The sequence below is a fragment of the Leptolyngbya sp. NIES-2104 genome, from assembly GCF_001485215.1.
Lineage (GTDB): Bacteria > Cyanobacteriota > Cyanobacteriia > Leptolyngbyales > Leptolyngbyaceae > Leptolyngbya.
Genome location: NZ_BBWW01000001.1, coordinates 4,166,081 through 4,191,645 on the forward strand (window position 1 = coordinate 4,166,081; position 25,565 = coordinate 4,191,645).

27 protein-coding genes and 1 tRNA gene are annotated in these 25,565 nt (G+C 47.5%); 22 read left to right on the forward strand and 6 right to left on the reverse strand.

The window, feature by feature from the left end; genetic code table 11:
• Positions 1–311 precede the first annotated feature (311 nt).
• The 8 genes from NIES2104_RS19840 to NIES2104_RS19875 all read left to right on the forward strand — a co-directional run bounded on the left by NIES2104_RS19840 (position 312) and on the right by NIES2104_RS19875 (position 6,296).
• Entirely contained in the window at positions 312–1,352 is a 1,041-nt protein-coding gene (locus tag NIES2104_RS19840) for an aspartate-semialdehyde dehydrogenase (RefSeq protein WP_059001922.1), read from the forward strand.
• A gap of 45 nt (positions 1,353–1,397) precedes the next feature.
• A complete protein-coding gene (dapA, locus tag NIES2104_RS19845) occupies positions 1,398–2,273 on the forward strand; it encodes a 4-hydroxy-tetrahydrodipicolinate synthase (RefSeq protein WP_339375160.1) in 876 nt (291 codons plus the stop codon).
• Between the two features lie 89 nt (positions 2,274–2,362).
• Positions 2,363–4,123, forward strand: coding sequence for a ribonuclease J (locus NIES2104_RS19850; protein ID WP_058999985.1), 1,761 nt, complete (start codon positions 2,363–2,365; stop codon positions 4,121–4,123).
• Positions 4,124–4,252: 129 nt separating this feature from the next.
• Positions 4,253–4,325 (forward strand) — tRNA-Arg (locus tag NIES2104_RS19855).
• 64 nt (positions 4,326–4,389) lie between these two features.
• Positions 4,390–4,575 (forward strand): type II toxin-antitoxin system HicB family antitoxin, encoded by a 186-nt coding sequence (locus NIES2104_RS19860; RefSeq protein WP_058999986.1) that lies wholly within the window; start codon positions 4,390–4,392, stop codon positions 4,573–4,575.
• 52 nt (positions 4,576–4,627) lie between these two features.
• Positions 4,628–5,344 carry an abortive infection family protein gene (locus NIES2104_RS19865; protein WP_202815095.1) on the forward strand — a complete coding sequence of 239 codons (717 nt, stop codon included), beginning with the start codon at positions 4,628–4,630 and terminating at the stop codon, positions 5,342–5,344.
• Positions 5,345–5,689: 345 nt separating this feature from the next.
• The gene (locus tag NIES2104_RS19870; protein ID WP_059001923.1) at positions 5,690–5,917 is read left to right on the forward strand and encodes a hypothetical protein; all 228 of its coding nucleotides are present in this window, start codon (positions 5,690–5,692) and stop codon (positions 5,915–5,917) included.
• The gene (locus NIES2104_RS19875) at positions 5,907–6,296 is read left to right on the forward strand and encodes a type II toxin-antitoxin system VapC family toxin (protein ID WP_058999987.1); all 390 of its coding nucleotides are present in this window, start codon (positions 5,907–5,909) and stop codon (positions 6,294–6,296) included. The genes NIES2104_RS19870 and NIES2104_RS19875 overlap by 11 nt, the downstream gene beginning before the upstream one ends.
• A gap of 12 nt (positions 6,297–6,308) precedes the next feature.
• On the opposite strand, the gene NIES2104_RS19880 is transcribed toward NIES2104_RS19875, so the two are convergent.
• Entirely contained in the window at positions 6,309–6,800 is a 492-nt protein-coding gene (locus NIES2104_RS19880) for a DUF29 domain-containing protein (RefSeq protein WP_058999988.1), read from the reverse strand.
• Positions 6,801–6,905: 105 nt separating this feature from the next.
• On the reverse strand, positions 6,906–11,534 hold the full coding sequence (gltB, locus tag NIES2104_RS19885; RefSeq protein ID WP_156427003.1) for a glutamate synthase large subunit: 4,629 nt from the start codon (positions 11,532–11,534) through the stop codon (positions 6,906–6,908).
• A gap of 573 nt (positions 11,535–12,107) precedes the next feature.
• Between gltB and NIES2104_RS19890 the strand changes: the two genes are divergently transcribed.
• From NIES2104_RS19890 to NIES2104_RS19930, 9 genes are all read left to right on the forward strand, one after another.
• Complete coding sequence (locus NIES2104_RS19890; protein ID WP_058999989.1) at positions 12,108–13,895, forward strand: phosphodiester glycosidase family protein; 1,788 nt, start codon at positions 12,108–12,110, stop codon at positions 13,893–13,895.
• Between the two features lie 161 nt (positions 13,896–14,056).
• Positions 14,057–14,467, forward strand: coding sequence for a phosphomannose isomerase type II C-terminal cupin domain (locus tag NIES2104_RS19895; RefSeq protein WP_059001926.1), 411 nt, complete (start codon positions 14,057–14,059; stop codon positions 14,465–14,467).
• 105 nt (positions 14,468–14,572) lie between these two features.
• Complete coding sequence (locus tag NIES2104_RS19900) at positions 14,573–15,712, forward strand: acyltransferase (RefSeq protein WP_082690039.1); 1,140 nt, start codon at positions 14,573–14,575, stop codon at positions 15,710–15,712.
• A 34-nt stretch (positions 15,713–15,746) separates the two neighbouring features.
• The gene (locus NIES2104_RS19905) at positions 15,747–16,079 is read left to right on the forward strand and encodes an iron-sulfur cluster assembly accessory protein (protein ID WP_058999991.1); all 333 of its coding nucleotides are present in this window, start codon (positions 15,747–15,749) and stop codon (positions 16,077–16,079) included.
• A 135-nt stretch (positions 16,080–16,214) separates the two neighbouring features.
• A complete protein-coding gene (gene rpsL, locus NIES2104_RS19910; RefSeq protein WP_058999992.1) occupies positions 16,215–16,601 on the forward strand; it encodes a 30S ribosomal protein S12 in 387 nt (128 codons plus the stop codon).
• Positions 16,602–16,780: 179 nt separating this feature from the next.
• On the forward strand, positions 16,781–17,251 hold the full coding sequence (rpsG, locus tag NIES2104_RS19915) for a 30S ribosomal protein S7 (RefSeq protein ID WP_058999993.1): 471 nt from the start codon (positions 16,781–16,783) through the stop codon (positions 17,249–17,251).
• A 67-nt stretch (positions 17,252–17,318) separates the two neighbouring features.
• Entirely contained in the window at positions 17,319–19,454 is a 2,136-nt protein-coding gene (gene fusA, locus NIES2104_RS19920) for an elongation factor G (protein ID WP_058999994.1), read from the forward strand.
• Positions 19,455–19,475: 21 nt separating this feature from the next.
• A complete protein-coding gene (tuf, locus tag NIES2104_RS19925; protein WP_058999995.1) occupies positions 19,476–20,705 on the forward strand; it encodes an elongation factor Tu in 1,230 nt (409 codons plus the stop codon).
• Between the two features lie 148 nt (positions 20,706–20,853).
• Complete coding sequence (locus tag NIES2104_RS19930) at positions 20,854–21,105, forward strand: DnaJ domain-containing protein (RefSeq protein ID WP_058999996.1); 252 nt, start codon at positions 20,854–20,856, stop codon at positions 21,103–21,105.
• A gap of 8 nt (positions 21,106–21,113) precedes the next feature.
• On the opposite strand, the gene NIES2104_RS19935 is transcribed toward NIES2104_RS19930, so the two are convergent.
• The 4 genes from NIES2104_RS19935 to NIES2104_RS32445 form a co-directional block, all read right to left on the reverse strand.
• Positions 21,114–22,256: an IS4 family transposase gene (locus tag NIES2104_RS19935; RefSeq protein WP_058995868.1), complete on the reverse strand. Its 1,143-nt coding sequence runs from the start codon at positions 22,254–22,256 to the stop codon at positions 21,114–21,116.
• Positions 22,257–22,525: 269 nt separating this feature from the next.
• Positions 22,526–22,918: a clan AA aspartic protease gene (locus tag NIES2104_RS19940; RefSeq protein WP_058999997.1), complete on the reverse strand. Its 393-nt coding sequence runs from the start codon at positions 22,916–22,918 to the stop codon at positions 22,526–22,528.
• Between the two features lie 3 nt (positions 22,919–22,921).
• The gene (locus NIES2104_RS19945) at positions 22,922–23,188 is read right to left on the reverse strand and encodes a hypothetical protein (RefSeq protein WP_058999998.1); all 267 of its coding nucleotides are present in this window, start codon (positions 23,186–23,188) and stop codon (positions 22,922–22,924) included.
• A 28-nt stretch (positions 23,189–23,216) separates the two neighbouring features.
• Entirely contained in the window at positions 23,217–23,390 is a 174-nt protein-coding gene (locus tag NIES2104_RS32445; RefSeq protein WP_192843610.1) for a hypothetical protein, read from the reverse strand.
• A gap of 115 nt (positions 23,391–23,505) precedes the next feature.
• Between NIES2104_RS32445 and NIES2104_RS19950 the strand changes: the two genes are divergently transcribed.
• From NIES2104_RS19950 to NIES2104_RS19970, 5 genes are all read left to right on the forward strand, one after another.
• Positions 23,506–23,730, forward strand: coding sequence for a type II toxin-antitoxin system HicB family antitoxin (locus NIES2104_RS19950; RefSeq protein ID WP_058999999.1), 225 nt, complete (start codon positions 23,506–23,508; stop codon positions 23,728–23,730).
• A 130-nt stretch (positions 23,731–23,860) separates the two neighbouring features.
• Complete coding sequence (gene rpsJ, locus NIES2104_RS19955; RefSeq protein ID WP_239741349.1) at positions 23,861–24,169, forward strand: 30S ribosomal protein S10; 309 nt, start codon at positions 23,861–23,863, stop codon at positions 24,167–24,169.
• Between the two features lie 104 nt (positions 24,170–24,273).
• A complete protein-coding gene (locus NIES2104_RS19960) occupies positions 24,274–24,921 on the forward strand; it encodes an LON peptidase substrate-binding domain-containing protein (protein WP_059000000.1) in 648 nt (215 codons plus the stop codon).
• A gap of 105 nt (positions 24,922–25,026) precedes the next feature.
• Positions 25,027–25,263 (forward strand): DUF4160 domain-containing protein, encoded by a 237-nt coding sequence (locus tag NIES2104_RS19965; RefSeq protein WP_059000001.1) that lies wholly within the window; start codon positions 25,027–25,029, stop codon positions 25,261–25,263.
• A complete protein-coding gene (locus NIES2104_RS19970; protein WP_059000002.1) occupies positions 25,244–25,549 on the forward strand; it encodes a DUF2442 domain-containing protein in 306 nt (101 codons plus the stop codon). Before NIES2104_RS19965 ends, NIES2104_RS19970 begins: the two co-directional genes overlap by 20 nt.
• The last annotated feature ends 16 nt before the right edge of the window (positions 25,550–25,565 follow it).

Genomic DNA, 25,565 nt, shown 5'->3' on the forward strand with positions numbered 1-25,565 from the left:
TAGCAGGTGTTTAGTCTCTTCTATGAATTTTTATCTATTGACTTTAAGTTCCGAGCTAATAAGAATGACAGTGTTTTCAAATATTGCCGCTGTATGAGAATAGTTATTCTGACGTATCGCTAATCTGCGATAATTTGGGGAATATGTACGACGAAACGGTTTCCGTCTGAATACTTGAATTCATGCCCAAAGCGCGTTAGTCTCTGAAGGAACCGAACAAGAGCAAAATCTTTATTATTTTTACTAAGTTTCGCGTAGACGAAATCCTATTGATGCTTTTCTAACTTGAAGCCTGTGTGGAGGAATTTATTTTGGGTCAATCCTATCGAGTAGCGATTTTAGGGGCGACAGGAGCAGTCGGAACTGAACTATTAGAACTGTTGGATCAGCGTAATTTCCCGGTTTCTGAATTGAAGCTGTTAGCCTCTCCACGATCGGCAGGTTCAACGCTGACCTTTCAGGGCGAGAGTTTAGCGATCGAAGCCGTAAACGAAAATTCGTTTAACAATGTTGATATCGTGCTGGCTTCAGCAGGCGGATCAATCTCGAAACAATGGGTGAAAGATATCGTGGCAGCGGGAGCCGTGATGATCGATAACTCCAGCGCGTTTCGGATGCAGCCTGATGTGCCACTAGTTGTGCCTGAAGTGAACCCAGAGGCAGCCGCAAAACATCGAGGCGTGATTGCCAATCCGAACTGCACGACGATCTTAATGTCGATCGCGGTTTATCCCTTGCATCAAGTGATGCCGATTCGTCGAATTGTGGCAGCGACGTATCAATCGGCTTCGGGTGCGGGGGCGCGAGCGATGGAAGAGGTGAAGCATCAATCGATCGACATTCTTGAAGGCAAATCTCCGAAAGCCGAAATTTTGCCGTATCCCTTGGCGTTCAACTTATTTCCGCACAATTCAAAGCTCGATGAATCCGGGTACTGCGAAGAAGAGTTGAAGATGGTAAATGAGACTCGCAAAATCTTCGGAGCGCCAGATCTGAGAATTACTGCAACTTGTGTACGGGTTCCCGTCTTACGGGCACACTCAGAAGCGATTAACCTGGAGTTTGATAGTCCGTTTGCAGTTGAAAAAGCGCGAGAAATCTTACAGCAAGCACCGGGCGTGAAGCTGGTCGAGGATTGGAACGCAAATTATTTTCCAATGCCGATCGATGCCAGCGGCAAGGACGAAGTTTTAGTCGGACGGATTCGCCGAGATCTTTCTAATCCCAACGGTCTTGAACTGTGGCTGTGTGGGGATCAGATCCGCAAAGGAGCCGCCCTGAACGCGATTCAAATTGCAGAATTACTAATCGAGAAAAACTTGCTCAAACCAGCTTTAGCAACGCAATCGTGATCATTAGAGGAGTTTAAATAGAGTGTGGTAAATTTTGGAACTGTTTTGACTGCCATGGTCACGCCATTTACAGCGGATGGAGCAGTCGATTATGCCGTTACAGAAAAATTAGCAGATCATCTCGTCGAGACGGGCACCAATACGATCGTGGTTTGTGGCACGACCGGAGAATCGCCCACGATATCTTGGGATGAAGAGTTTGAATTGTTCCGAGTCGTGAGAAGTGCGGTTTCGGGTCGGGCGAAGGTGATGGCGGGAACTGGATCGAATTCGACATCAGAAGCGATCGCAGCAACGAAAAAAGCGGCTAAAATAGGGTTAGATGGCTCTTTGCAGGTTGTACCCTATTACAACAAGCCACCCCAATCTGGACTGTATGAACATTTTAGAGCGATCGCTGAATCTTCGGATTTCCCTGTGATGCTCTATAACGTCCCAGGACGCACCAGCCAGAATCTCCAGGCAGAAACGGTAGCACGACTCTCAGAAGTTCCAAATATTGTTGCAATTAAGGAAGCGAGTGGCAATCTAGATCAAGTGAGCCAAATTCGACGGATGACCCCGCCCGAATTTGAGATTTATTCTGGAGATGATTCTTTGACTCTGCCGATGTTAGCGATCGGTGCCAGAGGGGTTGTCAGCGTCGCCAGCCATTTAGTCGGAACGCGATTGCAGCAGATGATCCAAGCATTCGAGAAGGGTCAAGTTCAGAAAGCAACCCAAATCCATTTAGAGTTATTGCCGTTGTTTAAAGCCCTATTCATTACGACGAATCCGATTCCTGTCAAAGCTGCATTGAGCCTGCAAGGGTGGCAAGTTGGCGCAGTTCGCCTGCCGCTGTGCTCACCGGATGAAGAGGTGAAACACCAAGTCAAGCAAGTCCTAGCTGAACTGAACTTGCTGCAAACGGTACACGCCTAAAGTTTTCTGCACAACTAAATATTTCCATGTTCACAGGAATTCTTTACCTGCTGAACTCCCAATTTTTCTCTTAAATCTGAAGGATACTGATGACTCAAAGTAACTCGTCTAATGCTCTCAAAATTATTCCGCTCGGCGGACTACACGAAATTGGTAAGAATACCTGCGTGTTTGAATACGGCGATGAAATTATTCTGCTTGATGCAGGACTCGCCTTTCCGACTGACGGAATGCATGGCGTAAATATTGTGCTGCCGGACATGACTTATCTGCGCGAGAACCGCGAAAAGATCAAGGGCATGATCATCACTCACGGTCACGAAGACCATATCGGCGGTATCGCTTTTCACTTGAAACAGCTAGACATTCCGGTGATGTATGGTCCGCGTCTAGCTCTTGCACTTCTCGAAGGCAAGCTTGAAGAAGCAGGCGTTTCGGATCGCACTGAACTTCGCACCGTTCGCCCTCGTGACATTGTTCGGCTCGGTACGCATTTCTTTGTCGAGTTTATTCGCAACACGCACTCGATCGCAGATAGTTTCACCGTTGCAATTCACACTCCGGTTGGCGTTGTGATTCACACTGGAGACTTCAAGTTCGACCATACTCCGGTTGATGGTGAAAAGTTCGACATTCAGCGCTTAGCCGAATACGGTGAAAAAGGCGTTCAATGTTTGATCAGTGATTCAACGAACTCCGAGATTCCGGGCTTTACTCCGTCAGAACGATCGGTGTTTCCGAATCTCGATCGCGTTTTCACCCAAGCTAAAGGACGCTTACTGATCACGACGTTCGCTTCTTCTGTTCACCGGATCAATATGATTCTGGAACTTGCTGAGAAGCATGGTCGCGTGGTTTCGGTGTTAGGTCGATCGATGCTCAACGTAATCGCCCACGCTCGAAATCTTGGCTATGTCAAGTGTCGGGATGATTTACTTCAACCGCTGCACGTCGCTCAGAAGACACCGGATGAGAATGTTCTGATTCTGACTACCGGATCGCAAGGTGAACCGATGTCAGCGATGACCCGAATTGCCAACGGCGAACATCGTCAAGTGAAGATCCGCGAAGGTGACACGGTTGTATTCTCCGCGAATCCAATTCCTGGAAATACGATCGCCGTAGTGAATACGATCGACAAACTGATGATGAACGGCGCAAAAGTCGTTTACGGCAAAGATCAAGGCATTCACGTTTCTGGTCACGGTTGCCAAGAAGACCAAAAGTTGATGTTAGCTCTGACTCGTCCGAAGTTCTTCCTACCTGTCCACGGCGAACATCGGATGCTAGTCAAACATTCCCAAACCGCTCAAAGCACGGGTGTTCCGGCTGAGAATATGGTGATCATTGATAACGGTGATGTGGTCGAATTGACAAAAGATTCGATCGCTAAAGCTGGCAAAGTTAAGGCAGGCATCGAACTGGTGGATACTTCTCGGTCGGGTATGGTTGACGATCGCGTTCTGAAAGAGCGTCAACAGTTGGCAGGTGATGGAGTTGTTACAGTTGCAGCGACTGTTACAAACGAAGGGCGATTGTTCGCAAAACCTGATGTGCATTTGCGTGGTGTCGTGACTTCGGTGAATCCGGAGCAGTTGAGAGGCAGAATTCAGGATTCGATCGAGACGGTGTTAAGCGATCGTTGGAATGAGTTCTACAGCACGTTCAACGGTCAAATTGAGATCGATTGGGCAGGTTTACAAGTTCAGATCGAGCGCGAAATTCATCGCTTGCTGCGTCGTGAACTTCAGAGCAATCCGCTGCTGGTGTTTCTGATGCAGAATCCTGACCCTGCTGCGGTGAAAGCCGCTCCGACTCGTCAACGGGCGACCGCGAAAGTGGCTTCGTGAAAAAGTAGGGAGTGGGGAGACGCAAAATCTATTCTCCCTACTCCCTACCTCCGAGGCGCAAATCTTAAAACGTTAGGTTGTGATGACTACGATCGGCGCGATTCTTGCTATACTCACAGAGTAACGAGTGGGCATGTAGCTCAGGGGATAGAGCACCAGATTCCGGTTCTGGGTGTCGCAGGTTCGATTCCTGCCATGCTCGTTTAGTCGAACCTCTTGAAAGTTAATGACTTTTGAGGGGTTTTATTGTTTCTAAGGAGGTCAAAATGAAAGGCAGAGAATTTTATGTGGTCATTGAACGCGACGAAGATGGAATGTATGTCGGTGAGGTTCCGCAATTGAAGGCTTGTTATAGCCAAGAGGAAACGATCGACGAACTGATGCAGAACATTCAAGAAGTAATTGAGATGTGTCTTGAGAAACTAGATATTCCAGAAAAATTACGTAGCTAGTTTGCCTTGAGTAGTTAAAATAAGTTCTGAAGCAATACGTTCATAGTTATTAATGGCTAACCTGTCAAGCATTGATAAAATTAAGCTCGAAAGATTGTTCGGTATGGAGAGCGGTTATATTCTTGACTTTTCAAATAAAAGCTTCCAAGAATTTGTGATTGAAAATACGAGAATTGATATTTACGATAGCAAGTATGACTATGCTAGTGGGTCTAAAGCTAACCGATTAAGAGCTTTCTGGAATAAGGAACCTAACAATATTGTTGGAGAATTGCTTTTAGACTTACTGGAGTATTGGAGAACTCAAAAACTTATAAATGGTAAAGAAATTGATTTAGCAGAACAAACTTTATTTGATGAATGCTATGCAATAGCAGAGAGGCTAAAACAAGATAGTTTTGTCGAAAATATCGATGCAATTCAATCCTACTCTAGTGAAAAAGACTTTTCTGTACTAGCAAAGTCTATAAGAGAAAGTATTGAGAATAATGAGCCAGAAGTAGCCCTAGATAGATTACATACCTTTGCAGTGAAGTATACAAGAAAGCTATGTGACAGACACGAAATTATTTACAATAGAAGCAAACCACTACATAGTCTTTACGGAGAATACGTTAAATATCTGAAACAGAATGGCTTCATCGAATCACAGATGACAGAGAGAATTCTGAAGTCTTCAATTTCAATTTTAGAGTCTTTCAATGAGGTTAGAAATAATAGAAGCCTCGCTCACGATAATTCTGTCTTGAACTACCATGAGAGGTTCTAATATTCAACAACGTTTCAAGTGCAATCAAATTTATAGAATCCATTGAGAAGGAAATCTCAGGAATTAAAGAACAAGAAGAGATAGAACCAGAGTGGGAAGATGTTCCATTTTGAGAAATTTGTTTAGGCTACAAAATCGGTGGATGACGCTAATAGTTAAATGTAAGAATTGTTGCTGCTTTCTTCAACGATCTCTACTTCAGTAAATAAGCTGGCTTTCAGGTTCTGTTAAAATAGCGCGTACTGGTTGAATGCTGTAGGAAGAAGCTGATGTCGATCGAGATTACGCGAATGCCAGCACTAGAGAAGCCAGGCAAGAGGGCAATCGCACTTAATGGAGGGTCAAATGAATTCATCGATTCTTGACGAGGTAATTGAGCAATTACGCAGGATGCCAAAGAATTCCCAGAAGAGAGTTTTAGAGTTTGCTAAGTCTCTAAATCATTCAACGGTTCAAGGCGTTCCTGGATCTCAACTTCTACGCTTTGCAGGCGTGATCGCACCAGATGATATTGCGCTGATGCGGAAAGCGATCGAGCAAGACTGCGAACAGGTTGATATGAATGAGTGGTAGATATTTGTTGGATACGAACATTATCATTGCCCTGTTCGCAAATGAAGAAAGTGTGAGAAGTCGCTTTGAACAAGCGGATGAGGTATTTATTTCGAGTATTGCGATCGGAGAGTTGTGCTACGGTGCAAGAAAATCAACCCGAACAACGGAAAATTTAGAACGAATCGATGAATTTGTTGCTGAAAATGTTGTATTGCACTGCGATATAGAAACAGCTCAGTACTACGGAGATATTAAAAATGTATTGCGGCTCAAGGGGCGACCACTCCCAGAAAATGATATTTGGATTGCCGCGATCGCGCTTCAACACAATCTGATACTAGTGACACGCGATGCTCACTTTCAAGAAGTTGAGAATTTACAGACAGTTGCCTGGTAATCAATGTAGATTTCAGTCTTCCAATAATTCGCTTGGCTCACCCGGATAAAAACGATCGCTGAATATTTCTTCCAAACTGTAAGGACAGTCGGTCGGAAACATAGAATTCGGTAAATCTGTCTCTCTAATCGCAAGTTCCACGCCTCGAAGATATGCTTTCCGAAGCGCTTCTTCGATGTAAGGCTTTAAACTTGGATTCTCTTCAAGCAGATCATTGATATCTAGTCGTTGAATCCGAAGGGTCGATAACCAGCTACGACTCCGCTGTTGAGGTTGATACTGCCATTTCAGCAAATGCCCAATCAAAACACTCAAGCGATTCCGAAGTTCTTGACGCTGCTGTTTCCCCAATGACTCAATCTCTTCGATAATGTTTGGCAAATCAATTTGATTCCATCGTCGATCGTGAAGCAGCTTTGCTTGTTCTTGTGTCCAAGCATAGAAGTCAGATTCGTAAAGATTAGAGATTGCTACGGTGTCTAGATTCGCTTCTGGCAGGTTCATCGTCTTGCTCCATTCGTAATGATGTAAATGGCGCTCTTTTGCGATCGCGCTAAACTCAATCTGAAAAGGGAGCGATCGTAAGATGTGCGATCGCTCCCTTCCTCATCAAGCCGAAACCGCTACTTTCTCAACATCCGGATTCGCTTCAGGTGTATCCTTCTCAGACGGTGGAACAACCTGCCAGAACTTCGGCAACGACTCTGACCAGTTCGCCAAAATCGCTTTCGCTTTCGGGCTACCCGTATGTTCTACGTGCGCCTCAAGCAGTTCTCTTAGCTGTTGTTCACCCGCAGGGGCACTGACTCGCTGAACTTTGACGATCTCAGCATTGACTTTCTCTTGGAAGCTACCATCTTCATCGAAGAAGTAAGCCAATCCACCCGTCATACCTGCGCCCACGTTCCGACCTGCACGCCCAAGAACGACCACCACGCCGCCTGTCATGTATTCGCAACAGTGATCGCCAACACCTTCGACAACCGCTTCAGCAAGTGAGTTTCGGACGGCAAAGCGTTCTCCGGCTTGTCCATTTGCGAAGAGTCGTCCACCTGTTGCGCCATAGAGGCAAGTATTACCGATGATCACGTTTTGAGATGGATCATAGGTTGCTTCAGATGAGGGTTTGATCGCGATCGTACCTCCGTGCATTCCTTTACCTACATAGTCGTTCGCTTCACCGACTAAGTTCAGCGTCATACAAGGCAGGTTAAAGGCTCCGAAGCTTTGTCCAACGCTTCCGGCAAAGTTCAAGGTAATTTGACCACCGAAACCGGAGTTACCGTATTGTTTTGCGATCGCTCCTGCAATTCGAGTTCCAACCGTTCGATCCGTGTTGATCACATCGATCGACTGACTCGCCTCACCTTGATCCTGGATTGCAGCTTGAACATCCGCATCACTCAGAATTTGATCATCGAGAACAACGCCGTTACTGTGAACTGCTTCGTGATTCAGCCAAGAGCGATCGCTGCGCGTATCTGGTAGCTGAGTCAAACAATCGAGGTTCAACATCTGAGTCTTGGTTAAACTCACACCTTCACGCATCTTCAGCAGATCAGCACGTCCAATGATCTCATTCAGGGACTTGTAGCCTAAACGAGCTAAGAGCGATCGCACTTCTTCCGCAACAAATAAGAAGAAGTTCACCACATGATCCGGCGTTCCAGGGAAGCGCTTACGCAGTTCTTCTTTCTGGCTTGCGACTCCGACCGGACAGCTATTCGTGTGACAGATCCGCGCCATGATGCAACCTTCGGCAATCATTGCGATCGAGCCAAATCCAAATTCTTCGCCGCCCATTAATGCCGCCATCAAAACATCCCATCCAGCTTTGATGCCGCCATCGACTCGAAGAATCACGCGATCGCGCAATTGGTTCTGCATCAAGACCCGATGAACTTCAGTTAAGCCCAATTCCCACGGACTACCCGCGTGTTTGATCGAACTTAGTGGAGATGCACCTGTACCGCCATCGTGACCGGAGATTTGAATAATATCTGCGTTTGCTTTGGCGACTCCAGCCGCGATCGTACCAATTCCTACTTCTGCCACCAATTTCACTGAAACTTGAGCCGTTGGATTGATTTGGTGCAGGTCGAAGATTAGCTGGGCGAGATCTTCGATCGAGTAAATGTCATGATGCGGCGGCGGAGAAATCAAAGTTACTCCAGGCTTCGATCGACGCAGCATCGCAATATAAGGACTCACTTTCGGTCCTGGCAATTGTCCGCCTTCACCCGGTTTCGCGCCTTGAGCCATCTTGATTTCGATTTGCTTCGCGCTCATTAGATACTCAGGTGTCACACCAAAGCGACCAGACGCGACTTGTTTGATAGCAGAGTTCGCGGTATCTCCGACCTTCAGACCTTTCAGATGAGGTAAGAGCGGCGAAATTCCTCCTTCTACTCTGTCGAGAACTTTGTACCGGACAGGATCTTCACCACCTTCACCAGAGTTCGATCGACCCCCCAAACGGTTCATTGCGATCGCTAACACTTCATGCGCTTCACGGGACAATGCACCAAGCGACATTCCACCCGTACAGAAGCGCTTCACGATTTCGGTTGCGGATTCGACTTCATCGATTGAGATAGATTCTCGATCGCTCTTGAAGTCGAGCAAATCCCGTAAAGCCGTAATCGGGCGATTCGCGAGATGCTGTTGATACAGTTCGTAGTGATCAAAACTCTTGGTTCTGACAGCTTGGTGTAAATGTTTTGCCAGTTCCGGGCTGTTCATGTGGTACTCGCCACCTGGACGGTACTGAACAAAGCCAAAGTTTTCGAGTTTCTTGGTCGTTAACTCTGGGAAAGCGCGGCTGTGGAACGAGAGAATTTCTTGGGCAAGTTCTGCGATCGTCAATCCACCTAATCGCGATGCAGTTCCAAAAAATCCTAAGTTGAGCAAATCGCCACCGATGCCTATCGCTTCAAAGATTTGAGCGGCTTGATAGCTTGACAGCAAGGAAATGCCCATCTTCGAGAGGATTTTGAGCAATCCATCCTCGATCGCTTTACGGAAGTTCGCTTGCACTGCGGTTAAACTTGCCGCTTTGATCTTTCCACGCTCCATCAAGCTTTGAGTCTTAGAATCTGACCACCATTGGCGCACCGATTCTAAGGCGAGATAAGGACAAACTGCACTTGCGCCGTAGCCCATTAAGCAAGCGAAGTGATGAGTACTCCAAGCTTGAGCGGTATCCACAATCAGAGAAGCTTTCATCCGCAATCCTTGACGGATCAGATGATGGTGAACGGCTCCAACGGCTAAGAGCGGCGGAATGTAGCTTTGGTCAGGGTTTAATCGAGTGAAATTGCCGGAATGATCTAAGCGATCGCTTAACACCAAGATCTTTTTACCCGACCGAACCGCTTCTGCTGCTTGTTCACATAGAGTTTTAACCGCAGCTTTTAGCCCTTCAGGTCCAGCAGCAATCTCAAACAAGGTCGAAAGGTTTGCGGTTTCAAGACCAGAATTACGAACTTGATCCAATTCCGGTTCTGTTAAAACAGGCGACTCTAGCAAGAACAGATTCGCGCCTTCAGACTTGGTTTCAAGCAGATTTCCACGCGCTCCGAGTTGCATCGTCAAAGACATAACGAGTTTTTCGCGGAGTGGGTCGATCGGGGGATTCGTCACCTGAGCAAACCGCTGTTTGAAATAGTCGTACAGCAGGTGAGGACGCTCAGACAGTACCGCTAGTGGAATATCATCACCCATACAGAAGGTCGGCTCTTTTCCTTGTGCCGCCATATCTTGGATGACCATTTCCACATCTTCCAAGGTGTAGCCGAATGCGGTTTGGTGGGTCAGAAGCGCTTGCTGATCCATTTCAGTCGCTTCTAGATAGTCCTGAGAGTGCAACGTCTTCCGATTTTGCTTTAGCCACTCTCCATAAGGGTGAGCATTTGCGACACGTTGCTTGATTTCCCAGTTCTTCAGCACTTCTAGCTTCTGCAAATCAAACGCAATCATCTGTCCAGGACCTAAGCGACCTTTCTCAAGCACTTCGGATTCTGGAATATCAACGACACCTGCTTCTGATGCAACGACCAAGTAGCCATCGCGAGTGACCGTGTAACGAGCGGGACGAAGACCATTTCGATCGAGCGTTGCCCCGACAACTTTTCCATCACAGAACGCCAGCAAAGCCGGACCATCCCAAGCTTCCTGAATACCGCTGTGATACTCATAGAAGTCCACAATTTCAGGGTGATCGGTAAGCTCTGGCTGATTCTTATACGCTTCTGGAACCATCATCATCAACGCTTCAACCGGGCTACGTCCAGATCGAACGAGCAGTTCCATCACGTTGTCTAAGTTAGCAGAATCGCTATTGTTCGAGTTCACGGTAGGCTTCAGGGCAGTGATGCGATCGCCCCAAAATTCGTGTGCCAAGTCCGCTTCCCGCGCTTTCATCCAGTTGACGTTTCCAAGCAGCGTATTGATTTCGCCATTGTGACCCAAAAGCCGCATCGGTTGGGCAAGGGGCCATTTTGGCATTGTATTCGTGCTGAAACGACGGTGATACAGGGCGAATGAAGTCTTATAGTTCGGATTTTGCAAGTCTTGGTAAAACTCGCCCAAAATTGCCGATCGCACCATGCCCTTATAAACGATCGTGCGAGTCGAAAACGAACACACATACAGTTCATCAAATCCAGGTTTCGCCTGTTCTGCCAAAATTCGATGAATCTGTTTGCGAGTCAGATACAGTTTGCGCTCTAACTCTTCGCCACTCAGCGTGTCAGATTTCACTAACAATTGCTCAATTTGCGGCTGATTTTCCCGCGCTTGAACGCCAAGAATTTCAGGTTTAACCGGGACAACTCGCCAGCCCAAGAACGTTAAACCTTCTTCAGCAACGATTTTCTCTGCGATGTCTTTTACAGATGCTGCGATCGCGCTATCTTGCGGCAAAAATACCATTCCCACACCGACTTGATCGGGGGTTAAGGTAACTCCTCGCTCACCCGCCCACTGATTCAAGATCTCCCACGGAATCGCCGCCATCAGACCCGCGCCATCTCCGGAGTCCTGATCCGCGCTACATCCGCCCCGATGTTCCAAGCAAGCGAGTGCAGATAACGCCTTTTCCATCAAATCGTGGCTATTTCGACCTTTTTGATCTGCGATAAAACCGACACCGCAGGCATCCCGTTCTTCGACGAGCCAGCGCTGACCTGCATATCCATTAAATTCATGACACTCTGACGGAACACTTGCTTGACTCATGGAAGGACTCATTCGATTCATTTCAAGAAGAGATTTTGGGGGTAGACCGGAAAACAAGCTGGGCTAAAGGGAAAGTTAGCGGGAGATCTCGGAGAAGCTTTTGTGAAGAAAAGAGACTAATGCTCACATAAATTTAACAATCAAGTAAAAAATTCTGTGCGTCAAGCGATTTGGTCATCGTAGAAGATGCTCGGAGACAAAACCGCCAACTCTGTTGCAAAATCTCAAACCTGGGAAACAATTTGCCCGCGATCGCTTCAGGTTCAACAGAGTGACATCGCTCCCCGATACTTGCAGGGAGATCTAGCTTAACTGAATTTTTACAAAGACTGGGATAAGAATAGTATAGAAAATTTTGCGCTCTGGCAATCCCCATAACATTGCGGAGATTCTCTGATCGTAAAACCCTTTAATCCTTTCCGTCGCTGCTTTCGAGTGCGTTAGACAGGCGCGAATCTGTCAAAATGAGAAAGTTACGATTTCTTGATAGACTGCGGCTTTTTCTATCTAGATTTAGCGATCGCAGTAAAATAACCTGCGGATTTTCCCCTAAGCTTCGTAAATTCTTGTCAGATGGCTTCTCTTAAATTCGGTTTCTACGGACTTGCTTTACTGTTGATGTCATCTCCTGCGTTGGCGGATGCTCCAGCAGCTCTCGATTTCAATCTCGCTCAACAAAGTCCACCTTCTAGCCCTGCTCCTTTGAATTTCAATCCAATTACTCAAGGAACCCAAATCGTTCTCAACGGACAAACCTTCGGCGGTAACTGGAGTCAATGGCAAGCAGATGGAGCGACGCGAATCGGATTAAGTGATGCACTCTTGACACAGCAATTTGGGGCAGAGCTTCTCAGTACAAACGATGCAAGCCGTCAACCGATTCAATGGTTTTCCGAAGCAGTTTTCCCAACTCGATTAACGCCGCCACTACGATATTTAGATGTCACCGAATTCGTCCAGAAAAACGGTTGGCGAACTCAAATCAGTGGAAATACGCTACAAATCACGACTCCGATCGCAAACCTGACTGCAATTCAGCAAGAACAGCCCACACCGAATATCGATCTCATTTCGATTTCTTTCGATCGCCCTGTCACCTGGCAAGCTGATCCACAACTTAATGAGCTTGTTCTAACGCTTGATGCTCAGGTGGATCAAGCTCAGCTAGAAAAATTTAAGCCCACTGCCGCAAGTCGAATCCGATCGCTAAAAGTCGAACGGAATGGCAATCGAACGATCGTCAGAATTGGCGTTCCGTTGAGTCTACGATCGCGAATTACAACGGCATCGAGTCCCGATCGCATCGTGATCGAAGTCGGCGCGAATTTCCTTGCTGATAAAGAAATCTTGTGGGCAAATGGTTTGTTTTGGAGACAGCGATCGTTAACCGTAGGAACGAACCAATTTCCGATCGTTTGGCTTGAAGTGAATCCTCGCCAACCTGGATTAAGCATTCGTCCAATTTTGCCTAATTCCACAACGCTAGTCGGAACTCTACCGCTATTTACTACGGCTCAACAATCTTTAGCAACGGCTGCCATTAACGGAGGTTATTTCAATCGGAATAATCAATTACCGCTTGGGGCAATCAAGCTAGAGAATCGATTCGCATCCGGTCCGATTTTGAGTCGGGGTGTCGCTGGATGGGACGCAGCGGGAAATTGGAAGTTCGATCGCTTAACTCTTCAAGAAACGATCGTTCTCGGTTCCGGTCAACGTTTCCCCCTAACCACGTTGAATTCTGCCTACGTTCAAGCCGGAATTGCTCGCTACACCGCCGATTGGGGCAGCACTTACACGACTCTGACCGATAACGAAATCCTGCTTCCTGTTCAAAATAATCAAACGGGCACACAGCAACTTGTTCCAACCGCAGGAACAGCAGTGACAGTCCCAACCACAGGCTATTTATTGGCATTTCGATCGAACCGTACCGCCGCTGCTTCCTTCACTCCAGCTATTCCCGTTCAGCTTCAAAGCACCTTCAATTTGCCCGATTTAGCGGCATTTCCAAATTTAATCGGAGGGGGACCGCTTCTAATTCGTAACGGTCAAATCGTTTTAGACGGTCGCCTAGAGCAATTCAGTACAGCGTTTATTCAAGAAAGAGCGGCGCGAAGTGCGATCGGACAAACCGCAGACGGCAGAATCCTCATCGTCACGGCTCAAAATAACGTCTCTGGTGTCGGTGCAACCCTGAGCGATATGGCGGTCATTATGCAGCAGTTAGGAGCCGTTAACGCTCTTAATCTCGATGGTGGGAGTTCGACGACGCTTTATTTAGGAGGGCAAATTCTCGATCGACCTCTCCGATCGTCCGCACGAGTTCACAATGGGATTGGCGTTTTTCTTCAGCCGTAACATTGGCTACCACTTCTTCACTGATTTTGCAATTCAAATCAAGACTTCGTAAATTCTTCAGAAATCGTCCACCATAAGCAAGCGTGTCCTGGATTGGTTTGTTAGTCTTTTTGGTTGGGAATCCAATCTGCGAAATCTATTACTTATTGAGGAGAGAAACGGTGGCTCAGGCTCAAGAAAAAACTCAAACTCCCGCTCTAGTGCTGTCTCCGACCCCTGGTAAAGCGGCTGCAACTGAACTTCGTCCCTGGGGTTCGTTCACGATTCTCGAAGAAGGTCGCGGCTACAAAATCAAACGGATCGAGGTCAAACCCGGTCATCGTCTCAGCTTACAGATGCACCACCACCGCAGCGAACACTGGATCGTAGTCTCTGGCACTGCGAAAGTCGAATGCGGCGATGCCCAAATTACCCTCGGCAGCAATCAGTCTACCTATGTGCCTCAGTGCACCACGCATCGTCTAGAAAATCCTGGTGTGATTCCGCTGATTTTAATCGAAGTTCAGAACGGCGAATATCTCGGAGAAGATGACATCGTACGCTTCCAAGACGACTACTCTCGCGCTAACTAAATATTTCTAACTCGATTTTCAGATGAGGCAGTTCTTACGGAATTGCCTCATTTTGTTTTTCAGCAGGGGCACTCTTGAGCCATATTCAGTCACCTTGCTGCGCTTATGCCAGACTCTACCTATTCCCGTTTTAGTCAAACCTTGCCGCGCCTCAAAGGTTTGGCGATTCTCATGGTCGTTACTTATCACCTGTGGGGCTACACCCGCGGTTATCTCAACTGGGCGCAAATTTTAGAACAGGCTCAACGGCAGGGAGTCAAAGGCTGGCTCGAAGCGATCGCGAATTTCGCCTGTCTACTCGGTGAACAAGGTGTTCATTTTTTCCTGATCGCAAGTGGATTTGGTCTAGCGGCTTCCTGGTGGCGGCAGAATCAAGCCGGAAAGCCGTTTCGAGCCGTAACATTTTGGCGACGACGAGTGCTTCGATTACTCCCGCTCTACTGGGTCGCGCATGGGTTAGCGATCGCTCTCTTTTTCCTCAATCCCGCCTGGATTCCATTCGGCAGCGAAATCTGGACTCAAGGAACTGGCTCGATCGCATTCGCAATATTCGCCAGCCTCACAACGCTCCGAAATTTTCTCATTCAGAACTACTCGTTTTTGAATGGTGCTTGGTGGTATGTCGGGCTTTCGATCCAGCTTTATTTGATTTTTCCGGTGTTGATTTGGATCGGTCGGCGTTGGAGTTGGTCGGTTTTGTTATCCGGTGCGTTAGGTGTTTCGCTGATTTACCGGAGTTTAGTCGTACTAAGCAGCGGAATGTTAGAGCCGCGAATCGTCGAAGTTCTGTTGAAAGGTGCGTTTTTTCCTTCGCGATTATTTGAGTTTGTGTTTGGGATGATTTTGGCGGTTTCGCTTCTCGAATCCCGTCCAGTTTTTCTACTCAAATCTCGGTGGCTCCCGTTCACTGCTGGTTTGTGGATCTTCGGTCTTGTTTGTGACGGACTCGCAAGCACTGGACAACTCGCATTTTCAATTCCTGCGGATGCACTGATTGGAGTTGGAGAACTGTGTGTCTTCTATCAGCTTTTAAGTTTCAAACTTCCTTCGCTGAATTTCTTAGGCGATTACTCTTACGGGATTTTCTTAACGCACATGAATTTCTATGTGCCTGCATGGATGATCACGACTCGAATCATTCCCAATTATTGGATTCGCTTTGTCGCTGTAACCCTAGTGACATGCGGTTTAGGGTATTTATTCGAGTGGAGTTATCGACGACTGCAACGGAAGGGGACGGCTTAGACGTACGATCTAGCTTGAAGATTTTTACAAGCGCATGATCGAACTCAGTCCTTCTGCGATCGCAGAAATCCAACGCCTGCACCACCGTCATCCTAACCCGTCCGCTTTTTTTCGGTTGCAAATCGAATCTGGCGGATGTGCAGGACTGTCATACATCACCAGATTTGAAACTGAATTAAATTCGAGCGATCGCATTCAACAGTGCCACGGCATTCAAATCGCGATCGATCCACACAGCGCTCAATATCTGGAAAATTTAACGATCGACTTTTCAGAAGACTTGATGGGTGGGAGTTTCCGCTTCCACAATCCGAATGCGAAAAAAAGTTGTGATTGTGGTGTCTCATTCTCGATCAACGAGAGCTAGAATAGGTAGGCTTTACATTCACAAAGATCGATCGACTTGTCAAACAATTTGACAGGGGTATCGATCCATTGGTATGTTTAGTGATCGTTGAAAGTCGGAGCAGCCCAAAAGCTGCATTCTCTTATACATTAGAAAATGCCCACCATCCAGCAACTCATCCGTAGTGAGCGCAATAAAGCTAAGAAGAAAACCAAATCCCCGGCTCTGAAGAGTTGCCCTCAGCGTCGTGGAGTTTGCACACGGGTTTATACCACTACGCCTAAAAAACCGAACTCCGCTCTTCGTAAAGTGGCACGGGTGCGCTTAACTTCAGGCTTTGAAGTCACAGCTTACATTCCCGGCATCGGTCACAACTTACAAGAACACTCCGTCGTGATGATTCGGGGCGGACGGGTAAAAGACTTACCTGGTGTTCGCTACCACATCATTCGCGGAACACTCGACACCGCTGGCGTGAAAGACCGCAAGCAAGGTCGTTCCAAGTACGGTGCGAAACGTCCGAAACCCGCAGCCGCGAAATGACGACTGCTCGTTAGAATTAATTTGCCAAATGAACCTCGTCGCTCAAGTACTTGAGTCAATGAGGTTCGTTTGTTAGCGATCGAATAGTATTTTAGAGAATCTTCTCACGACACTCTTTTGAACTCCACGATCGCGCCTCGGTTGTCTGATTTACTGTTCTTTTTTCCTTAAGGCTAATTATGTCTCGTCGCGTCGTCATCAAAAAGCGTCCCATTCCCGCCGACTCTGTTCATAACTCGCGTCTTGTCACAATGATGGTGCGGCGGATTATGGAGAGCGGTAAAAAATCTCTGGCAACCCGTATCGTCTACGATGCGTTTGAGATCATCAAAGAGCGCACTGGATCTGATCCGCTGGAGACTTTTGAGCGGGCAGTCAAGAATGCGACTCCTTTGGTTGAAGTGAAAGCGCGTCGGGTTGGGGGTGCAACTTACCAAGTGCCGATGGAAGTCCGTACCGATCGTGGAATTGCTTTAGCGTTGAGATGGTTAATTCAGTTTTCTCGCTCTCGTGCAGGCAAGTCAATGTCAGCAAAACTGGCAAACGAATTGATGGATGCTGCCAACGAAACGGGAAGCGCGATTCGGAAGCGCGAAGAAACGCACCGGATGGCAGAAGCTAATAAAGCATTCGCGCACTATCGCTATTAAAAAGTATAGAATCTTAATAGACGCAGTAGTGTGATTTAAACCATGCACAGATGCTAAGGAGGTAGCTGTGGCTCGTACCGTCCCGCTCGAAAGAGTAAGAAATATCGGGATCGCCGCGCATATTGATGCGGGCAAGACAACAACAACAGAACGGATTCTATTTTACTCCGGCATCGTCCACAAGATTGGCGAAGTGCATGAGGGGACAGCCACAACGGACTGGATGGAACAAGAGCGGGAGCGGGGCATTACGATCACCGCTGCTGCGATCAGTACTCAATGGACTCGTCGCGATGCCGACAAGCCGAACCAGCCCGCTGAAGGCGAACTCGAACACAAGATCAACATTATTGACACTCCAGGGCACGTAGACTTCACGATCGAAGTTGAACGCTCGATGCGAGTGCTCGACGGTGTGATCGCGGTGTTTTGTTCCGTCGGTGGCGTTCAGCCTCAATCCGAAACCGTGTGGAAGCAAGCGAACCGTTACAAGGTTCCTCGCATGGTGTTCGTGAACAAGATGGACAGAACTGGCGCGGACTTCTTTAAGGTCTATGCTCAGATTCGCGATCGACTTCAAGCGAATGCTGTCCCAATTCAAATTCCGATCGGCGCTGAAGATCAGTTCAAAGGCATCGTTGACCTCGTTCGCATGAAGGCTTACATCCACAAGGATGATTTAGGTCGCGAAATCGAAGTCACCGACATCCCCGAAGATCTGAAAGACAAAGCTGAAGAGTTTCGCACCAAATTGGTTGAAGCGGTCGCTGAAACCGATGAAGCTTTGTTAGAGAAGTACTTCGCGGGTGAAGAACTGACCGAAGACGAAATCAAAGCCGGGATTCGGAAAGCAACGATCGAAGGAATTGATGGCGAATTTTTCGTTCCTCTCCTTTGCGGCTCTGCCTTCAAAAATAAAGGCGTTCAGCAAATGCTCGATGCGGTGTTGGATTATTTACCTTCCCCGATCGACATTCCGCCGATTCAAGGCATGATGCCGGATGGAACAACCGCTGAGCGTCCGCCGCAAGACACGGCTCCGATGTCTGCTTTGGCGTTCAAGGTCATGACTGACAAGTTCGTTGGTCGTTTAACTTTCGTGCGAGTTTATTCGGGTGTGCTTTCAAAAGGAAGCTACATCTACAACTCCACCAAAGACAAGAAAGAGCGCGTCTCTCGTCTGATCATCTTGAAAGCGGATGAACGGATCGATGTAGACGAACTCAGAGCAGGCGACTTGGGAGCTATTCCCGGACTGTCTGACACGCTGACCGGCGATACGCTTTGTCCTGAAGGCGACAACATTGTGCTGGAATCGCTGTTTATTCCTGAGCCTGTAATCTCGGTTGCAGTAGAACCGAAGACTAAGAGCGACATGGAAAAACTCTCCAAAGCGCTCAAGGCACTGTCTGAAGAAGATCCGACTTTCCGCGTCAGCATTGATCAAGAAACCAACCAAACTGTGATCGCTGGAATGGGCGAATTGCACTTGGAAATCTTGGTCGATCGAATGCTTCGCGAATTCAAAGTCGAAGCGAACGTCGGTGCGCCTCAAGTGGCTTATCGTGAAACCATTCGCAAAGCCGTCAAAGCGGAAGGTAGATTCGTCCGTCAAAGCGGTGGTAAAGGTCAATACGGTCACGTTGTGATCCAGCTTGAACCGGGCGAAGTGGGCACTGGATTCGAGTTCGTCTCGAAAATTGTCGGGGGTACTGTTCCGAGAGAATATGTCGGACCTGCTGAGCAAGGCATGAAAGAAGCTTGCGAAACGGGGATCGTCGCGGGATATCCATTGATTGACGTGAAAGCCACACTCGTCGATGGTTCGTATCACGATGTAGACTCTTCTGAAATGGCGTTTAAGATTGCTGGATCGATGGCGATCAAGGATGGCGTAATGAAAGCCAACCCGGTACTCTTAGAGCCGATGATGAAGGTTGAGGTCGAAGTGCCAGAAGACTTTCTTGGTAGCGTCATGGGCAACCTGATCTCGAAACGTGGGCAGATTGAAGCTCAAGGTGTCGAGCGCGGAATTGCCAAGGTCACAACCAAGGTTCCACTGGCAGAAATGTTTGGATATGCTACGGATATCCGATCGATGACTCAGGGACGCGGTACTTTTACAATGGAATTCAGCCATTACGAAGAAGTACCCAAGAACGTCGCTGAAACCATCATTGCGAAAAACAAAGGGAACGCTTAATCAGGAGAGGAATTGTAATTCATGGCACGCGCAAAGTTTGAACGGAATAAACCCCACGTCAACATCGGCACGATCGGTCACGTTGACCACGGCAAGACCACGCTGACGGCTGCAATCACGATGACCCTTTCAGCTCTGGGTCAAGCGGCAGCCCGGAAGTATGAAGACATCGACGCAGCTCCGGAAGAAAAAGCACGGGGTATCACGATCAACACCGCTCACGTGGAGTATGAAACCGAATCCCGTCACTATGCTCACGTGGACTGTCCCGGACATGCTGACTATGTGAAGAACATGATCACGGGTGCAGCTCAGATGGACGGTGCGATCCTCGTCGTTTCGGCGGCTGACGGTCCCATGCCCCAAACTCGTGAGCACATCCTGTTGGCTCGTCAGGTGGGCGTTCCCCGTCTGGTTGTCTTCTTGAACAAGAAAGACATGGTAGACGACGAAGAACTGCTCGAACTGGTTGAACTCGAAGTTCGTGAACTGTTGGATTCCTACGAATTCCCCGGCGACGAAATTCCGATCACTGCTGGTTCTGCACTGAGAGCGGTTGAGAAGATGACCGCAAGCCCCAAAACCAAGAAGGGCGAAGACGAGTGGGTTGACTGCATTTACGCTCTGATGGATTCGGTTGACGAATACATTCCGACTCCTGAGCGTGATGTTGACAAACCGTTCTTGATGGCAGTTGAAGACGTGTTCTCGATCACAGGTCGGGGTACGGTTGCAACAGGTCGGATTGAACGGGGTGAAGTCAAGGTTCAAGACGAAGTTGAACTCGTTGGAATTCGTGACACTCGTAAGAGTACTGTCACCGGAATCGAGATGTTCAAGAAGAGTCTCGATAAAGGGATGGCAGGCGACAACGCGGGTATCTTGCTTCGGGGTATTCAAAAGGCTGATATTGAGCGCGGTATGGTGCTGGCGAAGCCCGGTTCTATCAAACCTCACACTCAATTCGAGTCTGAAGTGTACATCCTGAAGAAGGAAGAAGGCGGTCGTCACACTCCGTTTTTCCCTGGCTATCGTCCTCAGTTCTATGTGCGGACAACCGACGTAACCGGAACCATCAGCAACTTCACGACTGACGAAGGCGGCGAAGCTGAAATGGTGATGCCCGGTGACCGGATCAAGATGACTGTGGAACTGATCAACCCGATCGCTATTGAACAAGGAATGCGCTTTGCAATCCGTGAAGGCGGTCGTACTGTTGGTGCAGGTGTGGTCTCGAAGATCCTCAAGTAAGCACCTAGCTAATTGAGATGGAGCGATCAGTAGATAAGTCTGCTGATCGCTCCATTTTTTATGAATTTTGAGTAAACAATTGTTCTGTTAAAAGTGAATAGCGCCACGGGAATTCTTAGGTAAAGCCAAGAACCTGAGAACTGTAATCATGCTAGATGCCAACAGGTGTTACGCAATTCTAGAACTTAAGCCAGGCGCATCCCGTGACGAAATCAAACGAAGTTATAAAGAGTTAGTTCAAGTTTGGCATCCTGACCGATTTGCACATAATCCTCAACTACAACAAAAAGCACAAGAAAAGCTTAAAGAAATAAATGCAGCTCATGATTTTCTGATGCAATACAGGCAACACTCTTTAACTCAGAAACACTACCAAGAAGTGAAGAATCTTAAGGGGTGACAACGAAGCTAGAGAGCAGACTGAATCAGGGAAATGGCGTTGAGACCTCGCTGAAAGAAAAGGCGTTTTTGCGGCTTGAGTGCCATCAGTTGACCTGCCAAGGTTGACCACAAATTCAAGGGTTCAATCCATAACTTGCCATACAAGCCAATCCAGAAAGCACTGTGACGCTTTGTTGTCCGCTTTGGCTCAGTCACACGAGCGACGTAACGCTGCACTTGTTTTTTGCGAATGCGCCGCCCTTGTAGGGTCGAGATCGAGTAGGCAATGGCAATCAGGACCAGCAGGGCAGTAAAACGCCCGAAATCGGCATGACAATCTTCGAGGTGATAGCCGCCGGATTTGTAGTCTTTGAACAGGGGTTCAATCGAGAAGCGAGTGGCATAAGCGTTGAGCGTTTGTTCGGCATCGACGAGATTAGTCAGAAGATACCAAGCATCCGAACTCGATTGACGGTAGGCACGCTTTTGGCGCAAGACTAAATTGTGCTTGCCGAACCCGCGATTTTGCGTCACTTGAATTTGCAGATATTGCTCGGTGATTCCGGGCGTTTGCGGCAAGTCATCAAGGCGCGTAAACCTGCTGCTGTCGTCTGGTTTGACGGTCGTACTCTTCGGTAAACGGAACACGAATTTGACTCGCTTTTCTACACACCAAGCCGCCAGTTCAATGCTGTGAAACTCACGGTCTCCGAGCAGAATGAAGCGATGCTTTTTCAACAGATGAAACACAGGGCGTAACACTCTTCGTTGTTCAACAAGTGAACTCTGTCCTTGCTTGTTCAGCCACATCCAGTGCAATGGAATCGCTCGCTTATTGTACACAAGACTCACCATGATCAAGTTATGGTCTTGCCATTGGGTACGGTCAATCACCAGATGAAGTGGTTTGCTCCGGGGATGATGTCGCTTGACCCACTGCTTGACAATCGGAAACCAGATCGCTTGCGGAGTCAGTTGCGGCAAGCTCAAGAATCGTTGAATGTTTCGTCGTCTGCTCTCAAATAGAATCGGTTGCGGAAATAGAGTGGCTAAGCGTTCAATCGTAATTCTGCGCTCTTTGTGCAACAGTTCGACCAAGATTTCTAGCGTCACAAATTGCGTCTGGGTTAATTGCGATTGTAAACAGGTTTGATAGAATGAGGGCAACATATTTTAGATCGATGAGGTGAAACAATTGGAATCACCTCATTTTTTCTGTCTCTCGATACTGCTATCCGGCATCTTCTCTACGGTTCAGCTGCGTTGTCACCCCCTAAGGTGAAGAATACAAGCCCAAACAATCATCAACAGATTGATAGTGAAATGCTTGGATGCCTAATTTATATGGCGTTCTTCATGCTTGTGATTGCAGTTGTGTTACTGATAAAATTTCCGGGTCCAGCCATTATGGCTGTGTGCTGCACCCTTTTTGCTTTGTCTCAAATGCCGAGTAAGCAATGAGATGCACTACAAAATTTCATCCACAATGCTGTACCGCTGTCGCAAAAATCAATGCCAAGATGACAATCTTCAAGTAGAGCAGTTCCAATTAGGGGACGGCGACCAATGCCTAACACAGCAACTTCCCGCTCTACACCATTCCAAACAATCCTGATTAGATAAGCGTACGCTGCAACACTGGAGTCATCCGCAAGATTTGCATCAATTCGAGCAACGTAGGGCAACTTTAACTCACGGATCATCGCAGGCGGCAAAGTTAAGAACCCCTCGAATCCTGTATCTACGACACATTCAACTTCAAGCTCTAAACCTGGAAGTCGAAGAATCACATTCATCTGAGCTTGTAGCCCAATCACCGTTCCATGAATCACGCTCTAAACCGTCCTAATTAACGTTCCGCCGATCGCATAAACCGCATTAAATCCAATTCGCCCCGCCCAGATTGGTGCATCAGGCTGTTTCGCTTGTAATTGACGACTGAGAACAATTAAATCATCTCCAATCTCATAATCACCAGTTTCGACATTGATTGAGACCAGTTTGCCAATGTTCTCTTGTGTCTCGATCTTGGAACGAAGTCGATCGTAAAGTGCTTTCCCTTTCTGGGTAATCTCTTCACCGCTTAGCTTGGGGTAAGTCATATTCGTTAAGCTTCAAAACCAGAGTCTATTAGTATTGTAGGTCAGTTGTTTCGCCTTCCTCGATCGCTCTTTCCATCGCAATATCTTCGATGATTTCGGCTAGAAGATCAGAAATTTCTTGACGGTTTTCGTGGAGCAATTCGACGATCGCGCTTTTCAAAACGGCTTTCAATTGTTCTGAATCAAGAATCATCTCGGACATCGTAATTTCCTTTGATAAGGTCTATCGATATTGTAGTTCGCATGATTTCTTCCACCTCGATCGACTGCCGGAGAAATGCAGTTAAAATCTAGACATCTTCTTAGACAAGGTTTGAATGCTGGCGAACTATTTTGATCAAGCGATGGAGATCGCCATCTACGAAATTATTGAAGACGATCGAACATACTGGGGAGAAATTCCCGGTTTACAAGGCGTTTGGGCACAAAATAAGACACTAGAAGGCTGTCGTCGAGAACTGCGTGAAGCATTAAGTGACTGGATTGCATTGCGCTTACGATTGAGATTGCACGTTCCAGAGGTAGCAGGTGTCTCAAATTAAGTTCTCTACTCGATCGATAGTTTTCGCAAACGGATCGAGAGTAAAACAGTTTTAGCGCTACAATAAGTGACTGGCGCACAGAGCGCACCTTACCGAACCACTGACAACTTGGGAACTTGATATGGCAACGATTCAACAGCAAAAAATTCGCATTCGCCTCAAAGCTTTCGATCGACGTTTACTCGATACGTCTTGCGAAAAGATCGTCGATACTGCAAATCGCACCAATGCCACCGCGATCGGTCCGATTCCGCTCCCGACTCGCCGCCGGATCTATTGCGTTCTGCGCTCTCCCCACGTTGACAAAGACTCGCGTGAGCATTTTGAAACTCGAACCCATCATCGCTTGATTGATATCTATCAGCCTTCCTCTAAGACGATCGATGCTCTGATGAAGCTTGATCTTCCCGCTGGTGTGGATATCGAAGTCAAATTGTAGGATTTTAAAGGGTGCGATCGCATCCTTTATTTTTTGGATTTGCTTACATGTCTTAACAGTAGATCCGTTACAGTAGAGGAAAGCACCCTCAACGTTTTCAGAGAATGACTTCATCGATCGCGGTTCGTGAACTCCCCCTATTTCCTTTGCCTGACCTCGTTTTATTTCCAGGTCGTCCTTTGCCATTGCACATCTTCGAGTTTCGTTATCGAATGATGATGAACACGATTTTAGAAGGCGATCGACGATTTGGCGTGTTGATGTGGGATCAAGCAAAAGGACAGCCTGCACCTGTGGGATGCTGCGCGGAGATTGTGCAGTTTCAGCGATTGCCTGACGATCGGATGAAGATTCTGACGCTGGGACAGCAACGCTTTCGAGTGTTGGAATACACCCGCGAAAAGCCGTATCGCGTGGGTTTGGTGGAATGGATAGAAGACCATCCGCCGACGCAAGATTTAAGACCGCTGGCGAAAGATGTAAATCAGCTTTTACACGATGTCGTGCGGCTCTCGGAAAAGCTGTCGGGTCAAGACATTGAACTGCCTGAAGAAATTCCAAGCTTGCCGACTGAGCTTTCGTACTGGATTGCCAGCAACTTACATAACGTGCCGGATGAGCAGCAATCACTTTTGGAATTGCAGGATACGCAAGCGCGATTAGAGCGAGAAGCTGAGATTTTGACTTCGACTCGAAATCACTTAGCGGCGCGAACTGTTCTGAAAGACACCTTGAAGGATGTTGCAGAATAAGCTCGGCTGAAGTGAATGTGAGAACTGCTAACCGACGCTTAGTCGCACAGTTGCTCCTCGATCGCGAGTCAGCTATAGTCTGAGAACTCGCACCATTGCTTGTGAATGCCTACACTGCTAAATATTGGTCCTTATCGGTTTTTCTGCTATGCAGGCGATCGAGATGAGCCACCTCATGTGCACGTTGAACGGGATAAAGATGAAGCTAAGTTTTGGCTTGATCCAGTCCGCCTTCAAAATAATAGAGGGTTTAGCCGTACAGAGATGAATCGCATTCAGAAACTGGTTGAGGAACATCAAGATCAACTGCTGGAGGGTTGGAATGACTTCTTTAACGATTGAAATTCTTGAAGTTCCGAAGATTCAAAATGTAACCATCACAGAGGATACTTTAGCGGCTGATTTATCAGATGGGCGTACAATCTCTGTTCCGTTAGCCTGGTATCCCCGCTTGCTGAACGGTTCAATCGAGGAGCGGAATGATTGGCGCTTTATTTCTGATGGACAGGGAATCCATTGGAATCAATTGGATGAGGATATTAGTATTAAAAATCTAATTCTTGGGCAGCCATCTGGAGAAAGTCAGCGATCGCTTCAACGCTGGTTAAATAATCGAGCAGCAGGATAAAAAAATCTAAGCGTAA

Excerpts from the sequence above, each read along its gene's own strand:
- gltB (WP_156427003.1), bottom strand. The coding sequence starts at position 11,534 with ATGAGTCAAGCAAGTGTTCCGTCAGAGTGTCATGAATTTAATGGATAT.
- NIES2104_RS19965 (WP_059000001.1), top strand. The coding sequence starts at position 25,027 with ATGCCTACACTGCTAAATATTGGTCCTTATCGGTTTTTCTGCTATGCA.
- rpsG (WP_058999993.1), top strand. The coding sequence starts at position 16,781 with ATGTCTCGTCGCGTCGTCATCAAAAAGCGTCCCATTCCCGCCGACTCT.
- NIES2104_RS32445 (WP_192843610.1), bottom strand. The coding sequence starts at position 23,390 with ATGTCCGAGATGATTCTTGATTCAGAACAATTGAAAGCCGTTTTGAAA.
- NIES2104_RS19850 (WP_058999985.1), top strand. The coding sequence starts at position 2,363 with ATGACTCAAAGTAACTCGTCTAATGCTCTCAAAATTATTCCGCTCGGC.
- NIES2104_RS19945 (WP_058999998.1), bottom strand. The coding sequence starts at position 23,188 with ATGACTTACCCCAAGCTAAGCGGTGAAGAGATTACCCAGAAAGGGAAA.
- NIES2104_RS19880 (WP_058999988.1), bottom strand. The coding sequence starts at position 6,800 with ATGAACCTGCCAGAAGCGAATCTAGACACCGTAGCAATCTCTAATCTT.
- NIES2104_RS19870 (WP_059001923.1), top strand. The coding sequence starts at position 5,690 with ATGAATTCATCGATTCTTGACGAGGTAATTGAGCAATTACGCAGGATG.
- NIES2104_RS19970 (WP_059000002.1), top strand. The coding sequence starts at position 25,244 with ATGACTTCTTTAACGATTGAAATTCTTGAAGTTCCGAAGATTCAAAAT.
- NIES2104_RS19930 (WP_058999996.1), top strand. The coding sequence starts at position 20,854 with ATGCTAGATGCCAACAGGTGTTACGCAATTCTAGAACTTAAGCCAGGC.
- NIES2104_RS19900 (WP_082690039.1), top strand. The coding sequence starts at position 14,573 with ATGCCAGACTCTACCTATTCCCGTTTTAGTCAAACCTTGCCGCGCCTC.
- tuf (WP_058999995.1), top strand. The coding sequence starts at position 19,476 with ATGGCACGCGCAAAGTTTGAACGGAATAAACCCCACGTCAACATCGGC.
- NIES2104_RS19935 (WP_058995868.1), bottom strand. The coding sequence starts at position 22,256 with ATGTTGCCCTCATTCTATCAAACCTGTTTACAATCGCAATTAACCCAG.
- NIES2104_RS19860 (WP_058999986.1), top strand. The coding sequence starts at position 4,390 with ATGAAAGGCAGAGAATTTTATGTGGTCATTGAACGCGACGAAGATGGA.
- NIES2104_RS19905 (WP_058999991.1), top strand. The coding sequence starts at position 15,747 with ATGATCGAACTCAGTCCTTCTGCGATCGCAGAAATCCAACGCCTGCAC.
- rpsL (WP_058999992.1), top strand. The coding sequence starts at position 16,215 with ATGCCCACCATCCAGCAACTCATCCGTAGTGAGCGCAATAAAGCTAAG.
- NIES2104_RS19890 (WP_058999989.1), top strand. The coding sequence starts at position 12,108 with ATGGCTTCTCTTAAATTCGGTTTCTACGGACTTGCTTTACTGTTGATG.
- NIES2104_RS19865 (WP_202815095.1), top strand. The coding sequence starts at position 4,628 with ATGGCTAACCTGTCAAGCATTGATAAAATTAAGCTCGAAAGATTGTTC.
- NIES2104_RS19960 (WP_059000000.1), top strand. The coding sequence starts at position 24,274 with ATGACTTCATCGATCGCGGTTCGTGAACTCCCCCTATTTCCTTTGCCT.
- NIES2104_RS19950 (WP_058999999.1), top strand. The coding sequence starts at position 23,506 with ATGCTGGCGAACTATTTTGATCAAGCGATGGAGATCGCCATCTACGAA.
- NIES2104_RS19875 (WP_058999987.1), top strand. The coding sequence starts at position 5,907 with ATGAGTGGTAGATATTTGTTGGATACGAACATTATCATTGCCCTGTTC.